Genomic DNA, 16,869 nt, shown 5'->3' with positions numbered 1-16,869 from the left:
CACATCACCCCCGAGCATAGCCGCATAGATCCCCGGAACCGATCGGGTATCCGACACGGCTCGTCGGTGGACGTGACGCGCCGACGCCGACGCCGAACGGGGCCGCGCCCACGGCTTCCACGGACTCGGCGCGGCGCACGGCGTCCCCGCGGGCGATGCCGCCCGTCCGGGCCCGGACCCTGGCCCGCCGTGGCACGCGCAGGCGACGCAAAAGTGATTGCGATCGAAACGATGCCCTGAGCTCGACGGCCGAAAGGAGCCAGATCCACGGATTGTTCGGGGATCTTGGAACCGTTCGCATCTGCTTATCGTCGAAGCATTCGAGTTCGACACCGCGCACCAAGACCGTTGCCCGGCAACGCGGTTCGGACCGTCGAGCCCCCAGGGCCCGACGGTCCAGCCGACTCCGACAGCGGCCCCGCCGGCCCCCCGGCCCGACAAACGCGTCCCACCGTCCGAGCACCCGTTCCCCCGGCCGGCACGTGCCGCAGGGCCCGACAGACGAATCTCCTGGAGATCACCTTCATGCATCCGAGACCACACCGACGACGCATGCTCGCCGCCGTTTCCTCGCTGCTGCTGGCCGCGCTCCTCTCGCCGGCCGCGACCGCGAGCGCCACCCCCGCGGCACCCGAGGCGCCGGAGCCCGCCAAGATCAACCTGGTTCTCGACCTGTCCGGTTCGATGAACAAGAACGACGCCGGAGGCCAGACGCGCCTCGCCGCCGCCAAACAGGCGGTCACCCGGATCATCGACACCGCACCCGAGGAAGCCCCGCTGGGACTGCGCGTCTACGGCGCCACCTACCCCGGCAAGGACGAGAAGCGCGGCTGCGCCGACACGCAGCAGGTCCTGCCCGTCGCGGCGATGGACCGGGCGGCGCGCGCCGACGCCAAGAAGCGCGTCGCGGGCTTCAAGGGGGTGGGGTTCACACCGATCGGCGTCGCGCTGCGCGAGGCGGCCGAGGACCTCGGCACGAGCGGGAAGCGCCGCATCGTGCTCGTCTCGGACGGCGACGACACCTGTGCCCCACCGCCGCCGTGCGAGGTGGCCCGCGAACTCAAGACGCAGGGCATCGACCTCGCCGTGGACGTGGTCGGATTCCGGACACCCTCCTCGGCACGTGCGCAGCTGAAGTGCATCGCCGACGTGACCGACGGGTCGTACGCGGACGCCGACGACGCCGACTCGCTGACCGCCGGTCTGGGCGCCCTGTTCCGCAAGGGCTGGCGGACCTACCAGGCCACAGGAAAGCCCGTCGAGGGTTCCCTCGACGGCTGCCGGAACGCTCCGCTGGTCACGCCCGGCCAGTACCTGGACAGCTTCACCGGGGGGCGCGACCTCTACTACAGGGTCAAGAAGCGGCCGGACCAGCGGCTGCAGGTGAGCGCCACCGCCGTCGCCGAGGAGGGGTACTCGCGCGGTTCCCTCATCGCCGTCGCCGCCGGCCCCGCGGGCGACGGCGAACCCCGCGCCTGGCTGCGGGAGTTCGATCAGTCGATGGGCTGGGCGAACATCATCTCCGCCGGCGGCCGCAGCGAGCCCGGATCGGGCGACGAGACGCCCGCGCCGAACGACATCGGCTGCATCCTGGTCGAGAACGAGGTGACCCGGTCCGGCGACAAGCCGATGCCGGTCGAGCTGCTCGTCGGCATCGCCGACAAGACCACCCAGGGGGCCGGCGCGCCGACCCCGCGGCCGCGCACCGGGGCGGACGCCGAGGGCGGCTTCTCCTTCAACAGCGCCACCCCGATCGGACCGGGCACCCACCGTCAGTCGATCGCCGTCGGTGAGGCCCCGTTCTGGCGGGTGGAGCTGAAGGCGGGCCAGAAGCTGACGGTCAAGGGCGGCGTGGACATCCCGGCCGACTTCCCCAACTCCGCCGCCGGGACCGGATGGAGCGTCACCGTCTACAACGCCCAGCGCACGTCGACGCCGTGCAACAAGGACCACGACCTGACCGAGCTCCTCGCGGGCCGGACCGGGCACTTCGAGCGGGTCTGCGGGCCCTGGGAGATCACCGAGCCGGGAGACGGGCAGAGCGGCGGCTCCCAGGGGTACGACGTGCCCGGCACGTACTACATCCAGGCACAGGTCGCCGAGCCGGACGACAAGGCGAGGGGCGTCGTCGTACCGATCTCGCTGACCGTGGACGTCTCCGGCACGGCGCGTCCCGGAACCGGCCCGGTGTTCTTCTTCGGCGACAGCGCGGCCCAGGGCACCTCTCCCTCCGGCGCGGACGGGGCCGGCGAGCAGGGCGGCACCGACGGAAAGGGCGGGACCGGCGACACGACGGCCGCCCGGGACGACGAATCGGCGTGGGCGAAGCTCGCGCTGCCCGTCGGCATCGGCGCCGGGGTCCTCCTGCTCGGCGGTGTGGCCTTCTACGCCCTGAGGCGCCGCGGGGCCTGACCACCACCGCGCCCACGAGGCCGCGGCGGAAGGCCGCCGTGCGCAGAACGCGACAGGGCCCGTACGACACCGACGTGTCGTACGGGCCCTGTCCTGCGTTCTACGCGATGTCAGCCGTTGCGCTTCCAGCGCGGCTTGTCGTCGCGGCGGCCGAAGGAGCCGCCGGTCGAGCCGGTGCCGCGGTGGTCGCCGCCGCGGTGGTCGTCACGACGGCCGTACGGGCGGTCGCCGCCACCGGAGCGGTAGCCGCCCGAGGGACGGTCGTCACGGCGGTCGCGGTTGAACGGACGGTCGCTGCCGCGGTGGCCGCCGGAGGGACGGTCGTCACGGCGGAAGCCGCCGGACGGACGGTCGTCGCGGTTGAAGGAACGGCCGCCACGGTCGTCACGGTTGAAGCCGCCGGAGGGACGGTCGTCGCGACGGAAGCCGCCACGGTCGTTGTCCCGACGCTCGTTGTCACGGCGGAAGCCGCCGGACGGACGGTCGTCGCGGTTGAAGGAACGGCCGCCACGGTCGTCACGGTTGAAGCCGCCCGACGGACGGTCGTCGCGACGGAAGCCGCCGGAGGGGCGGTCGTCGCGGCGGAAGCCGCCACGGTCGTTGTCACGACGCTCGAAGGAACGGCCACCGCGGTCGTCGCGGCGGAAGCCGCCACGGTCGCCACCGCGGTCGTCACGACGGTCGTCGCGGCGGAAGCCGCCACGGTCGCCACCGCGGTCACGACGCTCGTAGTTGCCCCGCTCGTCGCGGAACGCCGGGCGCTGCTCCTCGCGGCGCTCCTGGACCGGCTCGGACGCGACGACGGCCGCGGCGACCTCGGCCTCGGCGGCCTCCGTCACCTCGGCGACAGCGGCCTCCGGGTCCTCGCCCCGCTCGCGCGCGGAACGGGCGACCAGACGGTCGGCCTCCTCGCGGAGCTCGGCGGCGCGGCGCGTCAGACGCTCCAGCTGCTTGGTGAGGTCGGCGACCTCGCGCTCGGCCTGCTTGGCCGCGTTGTTGGCGGAGTCGGCCTGGACCTCGGTGAGCGAACGCGCGCCGGTGATCTCCGCGACCTCCGGGTCGAACGCGCCCGCGCCGCCCACGATGTGACGCGAGGCGTCGACGCCCGCGTCCTCCATCAGACGGAAGATCTGACGGCGCTGGTGCGGCAGGGCCAGGGAGACCACGACGCCGGAGCGGCCGGCACGGGCCGTACGGCCCGAGCGGTGCAGGTAGTCCTTGTGGTCACCGGCCGGGTCCACGTTCAGGACCAGGTCGATGCCGTCGACGTGGATGCCGCGGGCGGCGACGTCGGTGGCGACCAGCGCGTTGACGTAGCCGTCCTTGAAGTCGGCGAGGACGCGGGTACGGGCGCCCTGGGTCATGCCGCCGTGCAGCGCGTCGGCCTTCACGCCGGCCTCGACCAGCTGCTCGGCGATGCGGTCGGCACCCAGCTGGGTGCGGACGAAGATGATCGTGCGGCCCTTGCGGGCGGCGATGGCGGCCGTGACCGGCGCCTTGTCCTTCGGCTTCACGACGAGGACGTGGTGGCTCATGGTGGTGACGTTGCCCTGGGCGCTGTCGACCTCGTGGCTGACCGGGTCGTTCAGGTAGCGCTTGACCAGGGTGCCGATCTCGTTCTCCATGGTGGCGGAGAAGAGCATGCGCTGGCCGCCCTCGGGGACCTGGTCGAGCAGCTCGGTGACCTCGGGCAGGAAGCCCAGGTCGGACATCTGGTCGGCCTCGTCGAGGACGGCGACCTGGACGTTCTCCAGGGAGCAGGCGCCACGGTTGATGATGTCGCGCAGTCGGCCCGGGGTGGCGACGAGGATGTCGACGCCGCGCTCCAGGGCGTAGATCTGGTTGCCCATGGACGTACCGCCGCAGACGACCTTGATCTTCAGGCCGAGCACGTCGCCGTACGGCTGGAGGGCGTCCGCGACCTGCATCGCGAGCTCACGGGTCGGGGTGAGGATGACCGCGCGGGGCTTCTTCTTCTCGGTGTGGCCGCCGGCCAGCTGGGCCAGGGTCGGCAGACCGAAGGAGAGGGTCTTGCCGGAGCCGGTGCGGCCACGGCCGAGGATGTCCTTGCCGGCCAGGGCGTCCGGGATGGTCGCCGCCTGGATCGGGAAGGGGGTGGTCACGCCGTTCTGCGCGAGCTTGCGCACGACGCCCTCGGGCAGGCCCAGGTCGGCGAAGGTGACGGTGGGCTCGGAGGACTCGGCCTCGGCGGCGTCGGAAGCCTCGGTCTCGACGGTCTCGGTGGCCTCAAGGGCCTCGACGATCTCGTCGCTCTCGGGCATGACGGCGTGGTCAGAACTGAAAATGGACATGCGAAATGCGAAACCTTCCGGAGTCTCGGCACGCGCCCGTCAACTCCGTGAAAATCGCAAATCGACCGCCTCAATGCGGTCCAGCCACGGCTAGGGAGAGTACGCGCCACGCGGCGCTCTTCTGTGTCGGCGCCGGGCAATGGGATCAAACGATCTACCACCATACGCACCCTCCCCCACCTATGGCAAACCGGACTCCATCACACCGGTCCCACCTGCGGCGATGCCTCCGGCTCCACCGAGGCACCGGGCCCGTCCGCCGCCTTCATGGCACCCATGTGGGTGTCCGCGCCCGGAGTCGAGGTGGGGGCTCCGGTCGGCTCGGAGGTCGGCTCGGAACTCGGGGTCGGCTCCGGCTCCGGTTCGGGGGTCGGCGTGGGCGTCGGCTCCGGCGGGTCGACCGGCGGTGGCGTGACCTCGCCACCCGGCGCACTGGGCCCACCGGCCCCACCCGCCCCACCGGGCTCCTGGCCCGGCTGCGGCTTGCCCCCCGGGCCCACCGGCGCGGCCGGAGCAGGCTTGCCGGAGGGCGACGCGGACCCGCTCGGGACCGGCGACGCCGACCCGGCGCCGTCCGCGTCCGGCCCGCTCCTCCCGCCCGAACCGCCGCTCCCGCCGTGCCGGCCCGACACCCCGACCCCGCCGTCCGACTCGGCCGCCACGCCCTGCTTCCCCGCGGACTTGCTGGGCGCCGGCTTCGCGCCCTCGTCACTCACACTCATACAGCCGCTCATACCGGCGCAGGCGGCGACCGCCAGCGCGGCGGCGGCCCATCTCACACGGGTGGGCAAAGGGCGCACGGAGGGCACCTCCAGGACACAAGGGGCGGAAAAGCCAGGAAGGGAACGCGTTTCGCTGCCCAACTCCCTTCGCCCCGCCTGGGACACGCCCCCGGGACGAACCCCGGCACCCGAGTCGCTCCGCGATCCCTTCGGCCCTGCGCCCCGCGAGGGGGCGCCCGTCACGGACAATGGCGGTGTGCTGGAGATGACACGCGACGCGTTCGAAGAGCTGGTGGCCGAGGCCCTCGACACGATCCCGCCGGAACTCACGCGGGTCATGGACAACGTGGCCGTGTTCGTGGAGGACGAACCCGACCCCTCGGACCCCGAGCTCCTCGGGCTCTACGAGGGAACGCCGCTCACCGAGCGGGGGGAGTGGTACGCCGGTGTCCTGCCGGACCGCATCTCCATCTACATGGGCCCCACCCTGCGCTACTGCGAGAGCCGGGAGGACGTCGTCCACGAGGTCGCGGTGACCGTGGTCCACGAGATCGCCCACCATTTCGGCATCGACGACGAGCGGCTCCACGAGCTGGGCTGGGGCTGACGGGAGCGGCGGTCCGGGCCCCGGCGTAAACCGTTTTGGCGATAGCGGCCGCCATCCCATATGCTTCTCACGTCCCCGACGCGCTGCGAAGCGCGCAGGTGAGCCCCTAGCCCTCATCGTCTAGTGGCCCAGGACGCCGCCCTTTCAAGGCGGTAGCACGGGTTCGAATCCCGTTGGGGGCACGCAACATCCTGTGCGAGACTAGTGCTCGCACAACGCAAGGTCCTGTGGAGCAGTTGGTTAGCTCGCCACCCTGTCAAGGTGGAGGTCGCGGGTTCAAGTCCCGTCAGGATCGCTGAGGCTGGAAACAGTCTCGTGGCTGGGTAGCTCAGTTGGTACGAGCGATCGCCTGAAAAGCGATAGGTCGCCGGTTCGACCCCGGCCCCAGCCACAGAGAGAAGGCCCCGTTCGAAAGAACGGGGCCTTCTTCGTGTGCGCACCGCGGGGCGGCCGCCGGAAGGAAAGGGCGGGGCACCCGGTCGGCGGACCGGGCGCCCCCCCCACCTCAGACCGCGCGTCGGCGCGCCCGCCACGCCCTGGCCGCGAGCACCACCGCCACCACCGCGACGACGGCCGCCAGCAGGACCCAGTCGGGCACCGAACGGCTCAACGACCCCACCCGCTCCTCCACCGCGAACGAGTCGTCCACCGACAGGAGCCCCGGCAGCGCGGTCGTGCCGTCGAAGACCAGGAAGAGCGTGCCGAGCACGACGAAGAAGAGCCCCGAGAGCAGCGAGGTCGTGTGCAGCTCGAAACGGCCTGCGCGGACCGTCCGCCCGCGCAGCCAGCGCCGCCGGCCCAGCTCGTACCGCTCCCAGACCAGCGCCATGAGGAAGAGCGGCACCGCCATGCCCAGCGCGTACACCGCCAGGAGCAGCCCGCCGTACGCCGGGCTTCCGCTCAGCGCCGCCACGGTCAGGACGCTGCCGAGGATCGGGCCCGCGCAGAAGCCGGCGAGGCCGTAGACCAGCCCGAGGGCGTACACGGAGACCGCCGTCGTGGGGCGGATCCGGCCGCTGACCTCGGCGAGGCGTCGCGAGGCGAAGCCCAACCCGAGGATCTGGAGCACACCGAGCACGATGATCGTCCAGCCGCCGAGCGCCACGAGCAGGTCCCGGTGCCCGTAGAAGAGCCGTCCGGCGAACGAACCGGCCGCGCCGAGCGGGACGAGCGTGGTGGCCAGCCCGGCGTAGAAGATCCCGGTACGGGCGAGGAGCCGGCTCGTCGAGTCGATCGAGTACGCGAAGAAGGCCGGGAGCAGCAGGGCGCTGCACGGGCTGAGCAGGGCGAGGAGCCCCCCGAGGAACGCGGCCAGATAGCCGATGTCGGAGGTCATCGGTTCCCCTTCGCCGCCTTCGCGGCCGCTTCGATCGCCTCCGTGAAGGTCTCGATCGGCTGCGCGCCCGCGATCGGCCGTCCGTTGACCAGGAACGACGGGGTCGAGGTCGCGCCCAGCGAGTACCCCTGCTCCTGGTCCTTGCCGACCGCCGCCCGTGCCGCGGCGCCGTTCGTGTCCTTCGCGAAGCGGGCGAGGTCGGGGACTCCCGCCTCCCTGGCGAGCGCGGTCAGCCGCTCCTCGCCGAAGCCCTTCTCCTTCGCGCCGTCGGCGTACGCGGCCTTGTGGAACTCCCAGAACCGGCCCTGCTGCCCGGCCGCCCACGACGCCCGGGCGGCCGCCTCCGACTCCTCCCCGAAGATCGGGAAGTTCCGCCATTCGATGCGCAGTGTGCCGTTGTCGACGTACTTCCTGATCAGCTCGGGCTCGGTGTCACGGGCGAACTTCCCGCAGTAGCCGCACTTGAAGTCGGCGTACTCGATCAGGACGACGGGTGCGTCGGCCCGCCCCAGGGCCAGCTTGTCGGAGGCGTCGCGGCGGGCGTACGCCTCCAGCTCCGGATAGACGCCGCCGGCCGGGTCGGCGGAGACCTCGGCGACGGACGACGGGCCCGACGAGCCCCCGGACGCGGGCTTGGTCGCGGTGTACGAGACGACTCCGAGGAGCGCGGCGGCTACGGCCACCCCGGAGACGACCAGGATCGGCTTGGACTTGGACTGGGACTGGGACATGCGGAAAGGCTCCTGAGCACGACGGGAGAGAGGACTGACGGCGACGGCGGCCGGCCCTCTACACGCGCAGGATCGACAGTTCCACGGGTGACGGCGGCACGAGCTCCGGTGGCTCGGGACCCGGCAGCGGGTTCCGTGGTGCCGGGTCGGCGCCCCAGACCCCGCCCGCCGTCCGCTCCCCCGCCAGGGCGGGCAGCAGCTCACCGAAGCCGTTCGGGCGCGGCGGCGTGGCCGGCCGGGCGGCTCCGTCGGCGGTGTGACCCTGGCCGCAGCCCGGCGACGCGCTCCCCGCGTCCACGACCACGGCGGTGCTCGCCACGGCCGTCGTCGTCCCGCACGCCAGGACCCCGAGCACCACTCCCACCAGCGCGGCGAGCGCCGCGAGCGCGCGGACGGTGCGGGACATGGGGGTACCTCTCGGCTCGACGTGCCCGAAATATTACGGGCCGGACCCCGGGGAAATCGGTTCGCCCGTTCTCGGCCCGGGGTGCGATCCTGGATTCCGTATGTCTACTTCCTTCGCCGCCCTCCAGTCCGTCCTGGCCGAGGTCTCGCTGCGGGACGCCCACCGGCTCGGCCGCCGCCTCGAGGGCGCCCGCCGCATCCGCAAGCCCGAGGCCCGTGAGGCCGTCCTGGACGAGATCGCCGCCGAGGCCGGCCAGGCCAAGGAGCGCGTCGACGGGCGGGCCTCCCGCGTGCCCGCGGTCACGTATCCCGAGCAGCTGCCCGTCTCGCAGAAGAAGGACGCGATCCTGGAGGCGATACGCGACCACCAGGTCGTGATCGTCGCCGGTGAGACGGGCTCCGGAAAGACGACGCAGATCCCCAAGATCTGTCTGGAGCTCGGCCGGGGCGTCCGCGGCATGATCGGCCACACCCAGCCGCGCCGGATCGCCGCCCGCACGGTCGCCGAACGGGTCGCGGAGGAGCTGAGGACGCCGCTGGGCGAGGCCGTCGGCTGGAAGGTCCGCTTCACCGACCAGGTGAACCCCGACGCGACCTTCGTGAAGCTGATGACCGACGGCATCCTGCTCGCCGAGATCCAGACGGACCGCGAGCTGCGCGCCTACGACACGATCATCATCGACGAGGCCCACGAGCGGTCCCTCAACATCGACTTCCTGCTGGGCTATCTGGCCCAGCTGCTGCCCAAGCGCCCCGACCTCAAGGTCGTCATCACCTCCGCGACCATCGACCCCGAGCGCTTCTCCCGCCACTTCCGCGACGCGCCGATCGTCGAGGTCAGCGGCCGTACGTACCCGGTCGAGGTCCGCTACCGCCCCCTCCTGGAGGAGGACTCCGAGGAGTCGGACCGCGACCAGATCACCGCGATCTGCGACGCCGTCGACGAGCTGCAGAAGGAAGGGCCGGGCGACATCCTGGTCTTCCTCTCCGGCGAGCGGGAGATCCGCGACACCGCGGACGCGCTGCTCAAGAAGAAGCTCTTCAACACCGAGGTCCTCCCCCTCTACGCCCGCCTCTCGCATGCCGAGCAGCACCGCGTCTTCCAGGCGCACACCGGCCGCCGGATCGTCCTCGCCACCAACGTGGCCGAGACCTCGCTGACCGTCCCCGGCATCAAGTACGTGATCGATCCGGGCACGGCCCGCATCTCCCGCTACTCCCACCGGACCAAGGTCCAGCGCCTGCCGATCGAGCCGGTCAGCCAGGCCAGCGCCAACCAGCGCAAGGGCCGCTGCGGCCGTACCTCCGACGGCATCTGCATCCGGCTCTACTCCGAGGACGACTTCCTCACCCGCCCGGAGTTCACGGACGCCGAGATCCTCCGGACGAACCTGGCCTCCGTCATCCTCCAGATGACCGCGGCCGGCCTCGGAGAGATCGAGAAGTTCCCCTTCATCGACCCGCCGGACCACCGCAACATCCGGGACGGCGTGCAGCTCCTCCAGGAGCTCGGCGCGCTGAACCCGGCCGAGAAGGACCCGAAGAAGCGGCTGACCCAGCAGGGCCGCAAGCTCTCCCAGCTCCCCGTCGACCCCCGCCTGGCCCGCATGGTCCTGGAGGCCGACAAGAACGGCTGCGTACGCGAGGTCATGGTCATCGCGGCCGCGCTCTCCATCCAGGACCCGCGCGAGCGCCCCGCCGAGAAGCAGGCCCAGGCCGACCAGCAGCACGCCCGCTTCAAGGACGAGACCAGCGACTTCCTCGCCTTCCTCAACCTCTGGCGCTACATCCGCGAGCAGCAGAAGGAGCGCGGCTCGTCCTCGTTCCGCCGGATGTGCAAGCAGGAGTACCTGAACTTCCTGCGCATCCGCGAGTGGCAGGACATCTACGCGCAGCTGCGCACGGTCGCCAAGCAGATGGGGATCCATCTCAACGAGGAGGACGCGCCGGAGCAGTCCGTGCACACCTCGCTCCTCGCCGGCCTGCTGAGCCACATCGGCATGAAGGACGTGAAGGAGGGCGCGAAGAACGAGTACCTGGGCGCCCGCAGCGCAAAGTTCGCGGTCTTCCCGGGTTCGGCGCTCTTCAAGAAGCCCCCGCGCTTCATCATGTCGGCCGAGCTGGTGGAGACCTCGCGCCTGTGGGCCCGGGTCAACGCCAGGATCGAGCCGGAGTGGATCGAGCCGCTCGCCCAGCACCTGATCAAGAAGACGTACAGCGAGCCGCACTGGGAGAAGGACCAGGCTGCCGTGATGGCGATCGAGAAGGTCACGCTCTACGGCGTGCCGATCGTCACCGACCGCAAGGTGAACTACGGCCGGATCGACCCCGAGGCGAGCCGCGACCTCTTCATCCGCAACGCGCTCGTCGAGGGCGACTGGCGCACGCACCACAAGTTCTTCGCCGACAACCGCAAGCTCCTCACCGAGGTCGAGGAGCTGGAGCACCGGGCGCGGCGCCGGGACATCCTGGTCGACGACGAGACGCTCTTCGACTTCTACGACAAGCGGGTGCCCGAACACGTCGTGTCGGGCGCGCACTTCGACTCCTGGTGGAAGCACAAGCGCCGTGAGGAACCGGAGTTCCTCGACTTCGAGCGCGAGATGCTCATCAACGAGAAGGCCGCCGGGGTCACGAAGGACGACTATCCGGACTCCTGGCGGCAGGGACCGCTGAAGTTCCGGGTGACGTACCAGTTCGAGCCGGGCGCCGACGCCGACGGTGTGACCGTCCACGTCCCGCTTCAGGTCCTCAACCAGGTCACGGACGAGGGCTTCGACTGGCAGATCCCGGGCCTGCGGGAGGAGGTCGTCACGGAGCTGATCCGCTCGCTCCCGAAGCCGATCCGCCGCAACTACGTACCGGCGCCGAACTTCGCGACCCGGTTCCTCGACTCGGCCGTGCCCCGCCAGGAGCCGCTGCCGGTGACGCTCGCCCGTGAGCTGCACCGCATGGGCGGAGTACCGGTCTCGCCGGAGGACTTCGACCTGTCCCGCGTCCCCGACCACCTGAAGATCACCTTCCGGATCGTCGACGAGCGGCGCCGCAAGCTGGCCGAGGACAAGGACCTGGAGGCGCTGAAGCTGAAGCTGCGCCCCAAGGCCCGCCAGGCCCTCTCCAAGGCCGCTGCGGCGGCCACGGCGGGCCCGGACGGCTCCGGGCAGTCCCTGGAGCGCACGGGGCTCACGGAGTGGACGATCGGCACGCTCACGAAGGTCTTCGAGACCAAGCGGGCCGGGCAGCCGGTCAAGGCGTACCCGGCGCTCGTCGACTCCGGCGACACCGTCTCCGTACGGCTCTTCGACACGGAGGCCGAGCAGGCGCAGGCGATGTGGCGCGGCACCCGGAAGCTGATCCTGCTGAACATCCCGGTGAACCCGGCGAAGTTCGCCTCGGACAAGCTCACCAACCAGCAGAAGCTCGCCCTGTCCCGGAACCCGCACGGCTCGATCCAGGCGCTCTTCGACGACTGCGCGACCGCCGCCGCCGACAAGCTGATCGCCGACCACGGCGGTCCGGTCTGGGACGAGGAGTCCTTCCGGAAGCTGTACGACAAGGTCCGCGCGGACCTCGTCGACACGACCGTCCGCACGGTGGGCCAGGTCCAGCAGATCCTGGCGGCCTGGCAGGCCTGTGAGCGGCGTCTGAAGGCCACGAACAGCCTGGCCCTCATGCGGAACCTGGCCGACGTGCGCGAGCAGCTGGCGTGGCTGATGCCGGCCGGCTTCGTCACGAAGACCGGGCTGGGGCGGCTGCCGGACCTGATGCGCTATCTGGTGGCGGTGGACCGGCGTCTGCAGCAGATGCCCACGGGCGTCCAGCGGGACACCACGCGCATGGAGAAGGTCCACGAGATGCAGGACGAGTACGCCTGGCTGCTCGAACAGCTCCCGAAGGGGCATCCGGTGCCGAAGGAGGTCACCGACGTCCGGTGGATGGTCGAGGAGCTCCGGGTCAGCTATTTCGCCCATGCCCTGGGCACGGCGTACCCGGTCTCGGACAAGCGGATCGTGAAGGCCATCGACGCCCTCGCGCCCTGACGGCGACTCCGCCGGCCCCCGGCCGGGAGTGTCGCCTTGCGCCGGTTCGACCTCACCCTCTGACCTGCTGTACAGTCTTCCTCGCAGCCCCACACGAGGCTGCGAGCAAGGTCCTGTGGAGCAGTTGGTTAGCTCGCCACCCTGTCAAGGTGGAGGTCGCGGGTTCAAGTCCCGTCAGGATCGCTTCCAGAAGGCCCGCACCGTTCGGTGCGGGCCTTCTTTGTTGCGTTCCCGTGTATTGACGCGGCCCGCCGGGCGCCGGTACCCCGGACATCAGGGAATCGGGGGCCCACAGGAGGTGGTCGCGCATGGCCGCGGCATCCGCAGCACGTGAGTCGAGACACGAGATACGCGCGCTGCTGCGCGCCCATCTGGCGGCCGCGTCCCGCTACGGGCACGTCACACGGCAGTGTTCGGTCTGCCATCGCCTCCTGGCGCTCGCCATCGAGCTGGAGCGCGCCGAGGACGAAAGTCCCACCAGCCCATGACCAACGGCGGGTTGGAGCCCGCCGCGGGAGTGGGAGGCTGTTCGTTGGCAAGACTTGGCCAGTGTGACGGGAGTCACCGAACGAGTTTCAGAAACCGGTTCACTTACACCCTCCCTACATGTGCCCCATTTAATATGTGCAATTGCACCAGACTCCGACAGGCGTGATCGGGCACAAAAAAGATCGCGCTGGACCCGGCGGAGTCCAGCGCGATCAGTGACGAAGAGCCTGTTGGGGCAGGCGCCCGTCGGCAGTGCTTGGGTGGGCGATCCAGGTTGGGGGACCCGGAGATGCCCGGTGGAGCGGGGTGTTGCGCGTACCTCAGGCCTCGCTGCGCTGCTGCGGAATGCCCGCCAGCAGGGCGCGGACCTCAGCCTCGCGGTACCGGCGGTGTCCACCCAGCGTGCGGATGGACGTGAGCTTTCCTGCCTTCGCCCAACGGGTCACCGTCTTCGGGTCCACGCGGAACATCGTGGCAACCTCGGCGGGGGTCAGCAGCGGCTCGGCATCAGGGGTGCGAGCGGTCATGAGCGGCCTCCTCGGGAGAACCGAACCTTCTCGGTTCTTTCCTCTAAATTCTGCACCTTGACCCGCGTTGCCCGAAATGGCAGAAGCGGGCCGAGTCGGTTATAGGACGAACGGCTTGTCCTCGGCACTACAACTACACCATCCGTCCAGCCACGTCGGCCAAACCGATGGAATTGCCCTCGCAGGTGTTCATCAGCGGCGGAAGTCGATGGACCATGCCATAACGGACAGTCACGCCACTGTGACGATCAGTCACAGAGCGATCAGGAGTCCTCAGACCCCCCATAGAGTGCAATGCTGAGCGTTCCGCCCATACTTGGACGGAAGGAACCCTCCCCGGACTCCTTGTCCTATTTTGGCACGAGGGAGGGCGATGGACGCAAGGGCGCGGTAAGTGCTGTCCGTCACGCTTGAGCCAAAGGCCCGGATCGGGACCTACGTCCCGCCACGGACTCACCAAGGTCCCCCCAAGGACCCACCAAGGACCCGCGGCGCTAGATGATCATTTACATCAGCCGGACATGTCCTGTCGATGGTCAATTGGCGAACTGCAGGTTCCGGACCTCCCGCCAGCGCTCCGCGAGCCGCCCGTACGCCTCGCTCGCGCCCTCCCCGTCGCCGTCCCGCAGCGCCGCAATCCCCTCGGCCACATCCGCCGCCGAGCGGTCCTCCGCCAGCCTCTCCGCCGGCACCGCGTGCACCAGGCCGCCGTAGTCCAGCTCCACCAGCGCCCGCGGGTGGAACTCCTCCAGCCACCGGCCCACCTCGACCAGACCCTCCGTCAGCGGACCCTCGTCGATCGACTCCCGCAGCGCCCGCAGCGCCCGCGCCAGCCGCCGCCGCGCCTGCACCATCGGCGTCCGGTAGCGGAACACCGTCGGCTTCCCCGCGTCCCCGGGCACGTACTCCCGCTCCTCGTCCGCGAAGAGCGTGAACCAGCGCACCGGCACCTGCCACACCGCCGTACGGATCCACGGACGCGCGTCCGGGTTCCGCTCCCGCCAGCGTTCGTGGTCCGCCGCCACCTGGGCGCGCACCACGGGCGGCAGCATCGCGTCGAGCACCACCCCGGGCAGCGAACGTCCCGGCTCGGCCTCCCGCGCCCGCCCCAGCTCCTCCAGGGCCAGCCAGCCCCGCATCCGGGTCCGCCACGGGCAGATCACGACCACCCCGTCGAGATCCGCGACGAAGGCGTCACCGCTCTCGTGGACCGGCACCGGGACCGGCGGGGTCGGCACCAAGTCCGCCAGCGAGCGACGCAGTTCGTCCTGGGCCGTCGGGGTGTCCGTCCGGGCCGCGTACCGGGCCCAATGTCTGCGCTCCGGCTCGGGAAAGGCCACCAGCGGCTCGTAGACCCGCAGATAGGAGGCGTACGGGACGAGGATCGAGGAGGCGACCGACATGTCGCGATCCTTCCACGGCGATACTCCGGGAGTGGGTGATCCTGAGCACTGCGGCAGATCTACGCACGCGTAGGACTTACTCTCTTGCCGAACCGGTCCCGCCACCACCCGCAGGGGGGACCGGCGTAACCGCCGCTTCGTACTTGGGAGTCACCACCGTGACCGATGTGACCGGCGTTCCTGCTGCTGACGTACTGCACACCCTGTTCCAGTCGGAACAGGGTGGCCACGAGCAAGTCGTGCTCTGCCAGGACCGCGCCTCCGGCCTCAAGGCCGTCATCGCCCTCCACTCCACCGCCCTGGGCCCCGCCCTCGGCGGCACCCGGTTCTACCCGTACGCCACCGAGGGCGAGGCAGTCGCCGACGCGCTGAACCTCTCCCGGGGCATGTCGTACAAGAACGCCATGGCCGGCCTCGACCACGGCGGCGGCAAGGCCGTCATCATCGGCGACCCCGAGAAGATCAAGTCCGAGGAGCTGCTGCTCGCCTACGGACGCATGGTCGCCTCCCTCGGCGGCCGCTACGTGACGGCCTGCGACGTCGGCACCTACGTCGCCGACATGGACGTCGTGGCACGCACCAACCGGTGGACCACCGGCCGCTCCCCCGAGAACGGCGGCGCGGGCGACTCCTCGGTCCTCACCGCCTTCGGCGTCTTCCAGGGCATGCGCGCCTCCGCGCAGACCCTCTGGGGCGACCCCACGCTGCGCGACCGCAAGGTCGGCGTCGCGGGTGTCGGCAAGGTCGGTCACTACCTGGTGGAGCACCTTCTGTCCGACGGCGCGGAGGTGTGGATCACCGACGTCCGCGAGGAGTCGATCCGCCGGATCACGGACAGGTTCCCGCAGGTCAAGGTCGTCGCGGACACCGACGAGCTGATCCGCGTCGAGGGCCTCGACATCTACGCGCCGTGTGCGCTCGGCGGCGCCCTGAACGACGAGACCGTGCCGGTCCTCACCGCGAAGATCGTCTGCGGCGCGGCCAACAACCAGCTCGCCCACCCCGGCGTCGAGAAGGACGTCGCGGACCGCGGCATCCTCTACGCGCCCGACTACGTGGTCAACGCCGGTGGCGTGATCCAGGTCGCCGACGAGCTCCACGGCTTCGACTTCGACCGGTGCAAGGCCAAGGCCACGAAGATCTTCGACACCACCCTCGAGATCTTCGCTCGTGCGAAGTCGGACGGCATCCCGCCGGCCGCCGCCGCCGACCGGATCGCCGAGCAGCGGATGGCCGAGGCTCGCCGCGGCTGATTCTTGACAGGGCCGGCCCGCGGGGCGCTCCCAAGGGTGAACTTTGTAGGTTCACCCCAATCGAGAGATGACTCACCCCGGTCGGCGGGTCGGCCCTCAAGAAGAGGTTAAAATCGCGATTGACCAGCGAGGACAGGGCACCTCGATGGTTCTGTACCGGGTCATGTGATGCGTGCGGCGTACCGTATGGCCACGGAAGCAGGTACCGTTGAAGCCCTACGGACCGGTCTCTCTGTCGAGAGCCCGTTCCGAATCATGAACGCGTGTCAAGACTCTGGGGCCGTCGAGCCCCGTCACCGAGGGGGTCGAGCCATGGGGCGCGGCCGGGCAAAGGCCAAGCAGACGAAGGTCGCCCGCCAGCTGAAGTACAGCAGCGGCGGGACTGACCTGTCGCGTCTGGCCAGCGAGCTGGGCGCTTCGACTTCGAGCCAGCCGCCGAATGGCGAGCCGTTCGAGGACGACGACGAGGAAGACGACCCGTACGCGCAGTACGCGGATCTCTACAACACGGACGACGAGGACGAGGACGACGAGTCCGGTCCCGACGCGTCCCAGCGTCGCGCTTGACCTCTTAAACAGCGCTGCTTCACCACAGAACCCGGTCCGGGCCACCCGGACCGGGTTTCTGTGCG

The 16,869-nt window shown here is 70.5% G+C and carries 13 protein-coding genes and 4 tRNA genes; 10 read left to right on the top strand and 7 right to left on the bottom strand.

Going from position 1 to position 16,869, the window contains the following annotated elements:
* Nucleotides 1-552: 552 nt before the first annotated feature.
* Nucleotides 553-2,412, top strand: a complete 1,860-nt coding sequence (locus AB0D99_RS14695; RefSeq protein ID WP_362360518.1) for a VWA domain-containing protein — start codon at nucleotides 553-555, stop codon at nucleotides 2,410-2,412.
* A gap of 110 nt (nucleotides 2,413-2,522) precedes the next feature.
* On the opposite strand, the gene AB0D99_RS14690 is transcribed toward AB0D99_RS14695, so the two are convergent.
* Both AB0D99_RS14690 and AB0D99_RS14685 read right to left on the bottom strand, forming a co-directional pair.
* Nucleotides 2,523-4,724, bottom strand: coding sequence for a DEAD/DEAH box helicase (locus tag AB0D99_RS14690; protein ID WP_362360515.1), 2,202 nt, complete (start codon nucleotides 4,722-4,724; stop codon nucleotides 2,523-2,525).
* Nucleotides 4,725-4,924: 200 nt separating this feature from the next.
* Nucleotides 4,925-5,446 carry a hypothetical protein gene (locus AB0D99_RS14685; RefSeq protein WP_362360512.1) on the bottom strand — a complete coding sequence of 174 codons (522 nt, stop codon included), beginning with the start codon at nucleotides 5,444-5,446 and terminating at the stop codon, nucleotides 4,925-4,927.
* Between the two features lie 256 nt (nucleotides 5,447-5,702).
* Between AB0D99_RS14685 and AB0D99_RS14680 the strand changes: the two genes are divergently transcribed.
* From AB0D99_RS14680 to AB0D99_RS14665, 4 genes are all read left to right on the top strand, one after another.
* The gene (locus AB0D99_RS14680) at nucleotides 5,703-6,053 is read left to right on the top strand and encodes a metallopeptidase family protein (protein ID WP_362360509.1); all 351 of its coding nucleotides are present in this window, start codon (nucleotides 5,703-5,705) and stop codon (nucleotides 6,051-6,053) included.
* 109 nt (nucleotides 6,054-6,162) lie between these two features.
* Nucleotides 6,163-6,235 (top strand) — tRNA-Glu (locus AB0D99_RS14675).
* Nucleotides 6,236-6,274: 39 nt separating this feature from the next.
* Nucleotides 6,275-6,348 (top strand) — tRNA-Asp (locus AB0D99_RS14670).
* Between the two features lie 22 nt (nucleotides 6,349-6,370).
* Nucleotides 6,371-6,444, top strand: a tRNA-Phe gene (locus AB0D99_RS14665).
* Between the two features lie 114 nt (nucleotides 6,445-6,558).
* On the opposite strand, the gene AB0D99_RS14660 is transcribed toward AB0D99_RS14665, so the two are convergent.
* Genes AB0D99_RS14660 through AB0D99_RS14650 form a run of 3 tightly spaced genes read right to left on the bottom strand, consistent with a single transcriptional unit; the run spans nucleotide 6,559 to nucleotide 8,526 of the window.
* Nucleotides 6,559-7,389 carry a cytochrome c biogenesis CcdA family protein gene (locus tag AB0D99_RS14660; protein WP_362360506.1) on the bottom strand — a complete coding sequence of 277 codons (831 nt, stop codon included), beginning with the start codon at nucleotides 7,387-7,389 and terminating at the stop codon, nucleotides 6,559-6,561.
* A complete protein-coding gene (locus tag AB0D99_RS14655) occupies nucleotides 7,386-8,120 on the bottom strand; it encodes a thioredoxin domain-containing protein (protein ID WP_362360503.1) in 735 nt (244 codons plus the stop codon). The genes AB0D99_RS14660 and AB0D99_RS14655 overlap by 4 nt, the downstream gene beginning before the upstream one ends.
* Nucleotides 8,121-8,178: 58 nt before the next feature.
* Nucleotides 8,179-8,526 carry a hypothetical protein gene (locus tag AB0D99_RS14650; RefSeq protein ID WP_362360500.1) on the bottom strand — a complete coding sequence of 116 codons (348 nt, stop codon included), beginning with the start codon at nucleotides 8,524-8,526 and terminating at the stop codon, nucleotides 8,179-8,181.
* A 100-nt stretch (nucleotides 8,527-8,626) separates the two neighbouring features.
* On the opposite strand from AB0D99_RS14650, the gene hrpA reads away from it, so the two are divergent.
* The 3 genes from hrpA (at nucleotide 8,627) to AB0D99_RS14635 (ending at nucleotide 13,053) form a co-directional block, all read left to right on the top strand.
* On the top strand, nucleotides 8,627-12,565 hold the full coding sequence (gene hrpA / locus AB0D99_RS14645) for an ATP-dependent RNA helicase HrpA (RefSeq protein WP_362360497.1): 3,939 nt from the start codon (nucleotides 8,627-8,629) through the stop codon (nucleotides 12,563-12,565).
* A 109-nt stretch (nucleotides 12,566-12,674) separates the two neighbouring features.
* Nucleotides 12,675-12,748: transfer RNA gene (locus tag AB0D99_RS14640), tRNA-Asp, on the top strand.
* Nucleotides 12,749-12,873: 125 nt separating this feature from the next.
* Nucleotides 12,874-13,053 (top strand): DUF6274 family protein, encoded by a 180-nt coding sequence (locus AB0D99_RS14635; protein WP_362360494.1) that lies wholly within the window; start codon nucleotides 12,874-12,876, stop codon nucleotides 13,051-13,053.
* A 321-nt stretch (nucleotides 13,054-13,374) separates the two neighbouring features.
* On the opposite strand, the gene bldC is transcribed toward AB0D99_RS14635, so the two are convergent.
* Both bldC and AB0D99_RS14625 read right to left on the bottom strand, forming a co-directional pair.
* Nucleotides 13,375-13,581, bottom strand: a complete 207-nt coding sequence (gene bldC / locus AB0D99_RS14630) for a developmental transcriptional regulator BldC (protein WP_003949541.1) — start codon at nucleotides 13,579-13,581, stop codon at nucleotides 13,375-13,377.
* 536 nt (nucleotides 13,582-14,117) lie between these two features.
* Nucleotides 14,118-14,984 (bottom strand): hypothetical protein, encoded by an 867-nt coding sequence (locus AB0D99_RS14625; RefSeq protein ID WP_362360491.1) that lies wholly within the window; start codon nucleotides 14,982-14,984, stop codon nucleotides 14,118-14,120.
* 158 nt (nucleotides 14,985-15,142) lie between these two features.
* Between AB0D99_RS14625 and AB0D99_RS14620 the strand changes: the two genes are divergently transcribed.
* Both AB0D99_RS14620 and AB0D99_RS14615 read left to right on the top strand, forming a co-directional pair.
* On the top strand, nucleotides 15,143-16,237 hold the full coding sequence (locus AB0D99_RS14620; RefSeq protein WP_362360488.1) for a Glu/Leu/Phe/Val dehydrogenase dimerization domain-containing protein: 1,095 nt from the start codon (nucleotides 15,143-15,145) through the stop codon (nucleotides 16,235-16,237).
* 312 nt (nucleotides 16,238-16,549) lie between these two features.
* Nucleotides 16,550-16,804 (top strand): DUF3073 domain-containing protein, encoded by a 255-nt coding sequence (locus tag AB0D99_RS14615; RefSeq protein ID WP_362360485.1) that lies wholly within the window; start codon nucleotides 16,550-16,552, stop codon nucleotides 16,802-16,804.
* The last annotated feature ends 65 nt before the right edge of the window (nucleotides 16,805-16,869 follow it).

Source organism: Streptomyces sp. NPDC047971 (assembly GCF_040653355.1).
Taxonomy (GTDB): Bacteria; Actinomycetota; Actinomycetes; order Streptomycetales; family Streptomycetaceae; genus Streptomyces.
This window is presented reverse-complemented; position numbering and strand designations above follow the sequence as displayed.